At 29.7% G+C, this 3,802-nt stretch carries 6 protein-coding genes; 1 reads left to right on the forward strand and 5 read right to left on the reverse strand.

What is annotated here, in order from left to right; genetic code table 11:
* Together FPG59_RS14640 and FPG59_RS14645 are read right to left on the reverse strand one after the other, a co-directional pair.
* Positions 1-652: hypothetical protein (locus tag FPG59_RS14640; RefSeq protein ID WP_217875922.1), on the reverse strand; the 652-nt coding region annotated here is incomplete at its 3' end.
* A 163-nt stretch (positions 653-815) separates the two neighbouring features.
* Positions 816-1,403: a hypothetical protein gene (locus FPG59_RS14645; RefSeq protein ID WP_086455312.1), complete on the reverse strand. Its 588-nt coding sequence runs from the start codon at positions 1,401-1,403 to the stop codon at positions 816-818.
* 203 nt (positions 1,404-1,606) lie between these two features.
* Here FPG59_RS14645 and FPG59_RS16720 point away from each other — a divergent pair, with 203 nt between their 5' ends.
* The gene (locus FPG59_RS16720; protein ID WP_176330761.1) at positions 1,607-1,759 is read left to right on the forward strand and encodes a hypothetical protein; all 153 of its coding nucleotides are present in this window, start codon (positions 1,607-1,609) and stop codon (positions 1,757-1,759) included.
* A 129-nt stretch (positions 1,760-1,888) separates the two neighbouring features.
* Here the strand turns inward: FPG59_RS16720 and FPG59_RS14650 are convergent, their stop codons facing one another.
* From FPG59_RS14650 to FPG59_RS16725, 3 genes are all read right to left on the reverse strand, one after another.
* Entirely contained in the window at positions 1,889-2,431 is a 543-nt protein-coding gene (locus FPG59_RS14650; RefSeq protein ID WP_086455313.1) for a DUF6155 family protein, read from the reverse strand.
* Between the two features lie 160 nt (positions 2,432-2,591).
* On the reverse strand, positions 2,592-3,203 hold the full coding sequence (locus tag FPG59_RS14655; RefSeq protein ID WP_086455314.1) for a GNAT family N-acetyltransferase: 612 nt from the start codon (positions 3,201-3,203) through the stop codon (positions 2,592-2,594).
* Between the two features lie 156 nt (positions 3,204-3,359).
* Positions 3,360-3,802: hypothetical protein (locus tag FPG59_RS16725; protein ID WP_176330762.1), on the reverse strand; the 443-nt coding region annotated here is incomplete at its 5' end.

Consider the following 3,802-nt stretch of genomic DNA (forward strand, 5'->3'; position numbering starts at 1 on the left):
GCCAAATTCTTAATGTTTTACCGTTTTCGTTGAATTTTATATCTCTATCATTTTCTTTAGCGGATTCAAGCCAACTAACTCTAAAAGCTAAGCTGTCTAATTGTGTCGTAATTACATAGTTCCTATTTAATTGATTTGAGTTTTCTCTTAAATGAAACATTATTTGAGTTTGTTGCCAAAAAATTTTATGATTATTATCTACAAATGAAACATCAACTTTCACATTTTTAGGAAGATTTTTATACTTATAGATAAATTCGAATTGTTCATTTGGCACTATTTTTCTATAATTACTGCCTGCATTTATAACAATTGCAGTTTTAAAGCACCATAGAGATATAATAAACCTTTCAATTTTGGAAAGCCTCAAGATAGAGGAGTTGTCATAATTCAGATTACTAAATAATGGTATGAAGTCTGTTTCAAGTTTAGACATCCAACCGTTGTTACAATTATTATAGACTTTTCCAAAAACTAAGCTATCACCAGTATGTTTTCTTTTACTTAGCTCAATAAGTAAACTTGAACGATGTGTTCCTTCATAATTCCAATTTACATTTCCAATTATTTTTTTTTGTAACCAAATTGGAATTATATGCTCTTTAGATTTTGGTTTTAGTTCTTTACAAAAAACACATTCGATTATTGACATTGTTTTTGGGTATAATTGCGTATAATAGTTCGCGTGCAGAACTTGTTGCGGCTTGGCGAACGAGTTTTCTCCAATATGGAGAAACGAAAATAAAAAAAACTTACAACTTACAACTTACCGAAAACCAAGCAATTAGTTTTGCACACTGTTAGCAGTAGTATTTTTATGATTTTACATCTGCAAATCGGTAATAGTAAAAATATAAAGTTTCCAATCTAGATTTTAGAATTCGAGTATATTCTTTGTAAAAATTAAATTCGAAGTCTAATCTTTCTTTTATTTTCCTTTTAAAAATATTTAACTCATTTGCTTTATATTTTTCCCAGATTTCCTGGGATTTTATTAAATCATCATAATCTTTGTGTTTCAGTATTTTTTCAAGCTTGTGAAAGTATTTGGAATTTAAACTATCATACATAACGCAAGCAGATTTCTGTACATTCAATGATGTTTCTAGATCGACTTTATTAACTGGAAACTTTCGTTGAAAATATCCTATTTTAAAAGTGTCAATTGCAAATTCTGATTCTATCTTCTTTAAAGATGGATTCATTTCATGACTTTCTGTACTATTTATTAAATCATTTATTTCTTTCTTTCGATCTGGCGTATCAAAATCTTCAATTTTATATTTGCTATAAATCAAATCTGAAGTAATTGGTGGATTAGATTTCTTGTCTGAACATTGGATTAGCAAAATGCAAAATCCAATTCCGCACATAAGATTTTTAAGTTTCTCGATTTTCGTCATATCTAATGTAACGTTTATTAATATTACTGCTAACTTGCATATAGTTCCGACAAAATCAAACCTTTTATTCTACAATTAGGTAAAGATGTCTGACAAACGCCTTACTATAATTATCCTCAAATATATAAATAATTAGTTACAAATCATCAAACTATGTTTACATTAAAAGAGTAATTTTCAAACTTTTATAAACGGAAACTATCTTGAAATACGCACGCCTTAGCTCAGATAGTCCCGAAGCTTCGGGAGAAATCCTTATGCGCCAGTCCCGAAACCTCGGGATGGCGTATAAGATTGTAACGTATAGCTGGATCAAGCTCCTAAAGAAAAGTTTAATGATTGAACTAGGTATTTGATTATTAGAAAATCTTAAGATGCACTTAAAATATATAATTTGTAAAATTATATTTGCATGTACTTAGATGAGAACAAACAACCAATAATTCTAGTTCTTTTCATTGTTGTTCACCATGTTTAATCATTTTTTATTCTTCTTCTGTTTCGTTTTCTTCGTCTTCAGCTGGATAAAAGGAAATCCAAACTTCTACTAAATAGTCGTGAAAGCCCCAGCCAATTCCTCTTGTATCGTCAACAACTTTATCAACACGGTCTTCAAATTTCTCCAAAAGATTTTCATTTTCCATTAAGGTTAAACTTTCATAGAAGGTTGTTGCCAAACTCTTGTAAAAGGACTCGTTTATATCACCATAGTTATTTGTAAAACGTACTCCAGTTTCCACATAAAAAAGCATTAAGTCAGCGAGTAAATCAACCGAAGATCCCATTTTTTTGAAGTCGCTGATTGCTTGTTTTCCGTCTTTGAGTTTGTAGTTGTTACCACGTTTTGGATAAAACGCTTCAAAAATTTTGTCACGGTATTTCTCAAAAAGTTCTCTTTCGTTTGGATTTACATAAAAGTCAAAAAACTCCTTTACGGACTTGTTCTTTTTATACAGGTCAGCAATAAGGTCAATGAGTTTGTCCTTGTCGAGTTTTTTTAATTCCTTTTTTACATCTGTTAGTCCCATATTTCTTTATTGTTACGGTTGTCGCCCATTGTCAATAAGGCTTTGTAGGTTGCAGAAGTGGCAGATTAAGGCAGCCTGAATTTTAGGCTAAAGACTTACTTTTCAACTACAAAACCAACTTCAAATTAAGTCCAAAACCCGCCATTTTTCCAAACTAATGTTAACGGTTGGTAAAATTTTCCGTTTGTTTTTTAAGATTATTTTTTACATTTTCATTCCATTCTGTTTTGATGATACTCAATCTTGTGGAATCAATTCTTTCTCCTTTTGCATCAGTACTACAATTCCTCAAAACTCCTTCAACTACACAACCAATACTTTTCATTGCATTTAGACTTTTTTCATTTTTTGAGTTTGCTGCAAACGCAACTCGTTCCATTTCTAATTTGTCAAATGCAAATTCTAACATTAGGTACTTACAATTTTTATTTATGCCACTTCCTTGATATTTTTTTCCGTACCAAGTATAACCAATTTCAATGATTTTCATTTCTAAGAATATGCCATAAAATCTTGTGCTTCCCACAAATTTTCCACTTTTTTTGTCAAAAACAATAAAAGGATACTCCTTTTCACTTTCTCTATTTTTAATTGCGTTTGCAATATATTTTTTAAGATTTTCTTTTCCGTTTGCTCCACCCGAATTAAATTCCCAAATCTCAGGTTCATTTTCAGAATACTCTAATAAATTATCAAAATCTGTATTTTCTAGTGGTTGCAATTTTACATATTCGTTTTCTAAAATATATTTTTCTTTAAAATCAAATTTCATTTTTCTGTTTTTAGTTCTGTTTTAGATTGATTGCCGTTAAAACTCTGGTACTACAGCGGGTTTGGGTTCTAAATTAAGATTTATTTTTCGCTTATCATTAAACTGTCAAATACAATACATTTTTCCATTAAGCCAAGTGCCCAAATTCATTACCTTTTAATCTTCCTTATTTTCTAAGTAACAACGAGTACCACCTTTTACTTCTTTAATTTTAATTTCCCCACCGTTAATCTCATCTTTATCAATGATAAAAACTTTTTTGAAATTTGAACCTATTAACAGTTCCAAATCACATTGGGTAAATCTTTGTAAATCTTCAAGAAGCAATATTTTGTCGGAATTAGTTTTTAAAAATGATTCCTTTTCATAAAATACATTTGTTGGTTCTGCAGAACCAGAGCGATTCAAATTAACAAAAGAAACATAAGAACAATTAAATTGGAAGTCATAATTTTCTTGGCGTATATTTTTTAATTTATTTATACCTACTACATGCGTCATATTTTTCCTTCTCTTAACAAAAGTCGAATAAATAGAATCTGAAAAATTCGATTGCTCATATTGCGTATTTCCCTCTCTTTCAACAAGCAAATAAATAG

This window comes from Flavobacterium sp. FPG59, assembly GCF_002150205.1.
Taxonomy (GTDB): Bacteria; Bacteroidota; Bacteroidia; order Flavobacteriales; family Flavobacteriaceae; genus Flavobacterium.